The 348-nt window shown below is 61.2% G+C and carries 1 protein-coding gene; it reads right to left on the reverse strand.

Annotated elements, in window-relative coordinates; translation table 11 throughout:
• On the reverse strand, positions 1-338 hold a 338-nt coding region (locus tag QEP12_RS17000), incomplete at its 3' end, for a VCBS domain-containing protein (protein ID WP_284214998.1).
• Positions 339-348 lie beyond the last annotated feature (10 nt).

Here is a 348-nt window from a genome sequence, read left to right on the forward strand (position 1 = left end):
CCGGTCGTTTCTGTATCCGCAATGTTGTTCAGGCCCGATTCGTAGACCTTGCCTGCATCGCTGCCTGCGCCTGCATCAATCGTCACTTCGCCCGTGTCGTCTGCACCGTGGATGGTGAAGCTCACGGTCGCATTGGCTGTGTCGCTGTCCTTGTCTGTCAAGGTGTAGCCCAGCGTGACGCTGATGCTCTCGCCGCCCTTGAGCGCCTGGGTCGCCGCCTTGCTGTTGTCCAGCACAAAGCTCCAATTGCCGCCGGAGGGGCTTTGCGTCAGCGTGCCGTAGTTGGCCAAGTTGACTGTCGTCGTACCCAGCATGGCTGTCACTGTGCCCCAGCTCACGCCTCCTCCT

The organism is Comamonas jiangduensis (assembly GCF_030162955.1).
Taxonomy (GTDB): Bacteria; Pseudomonadota; Gammaproteobacteria; order Burkholderiales; family Burkholderiaceae_C; genus Comamonas; species Comamonas jiangduensis.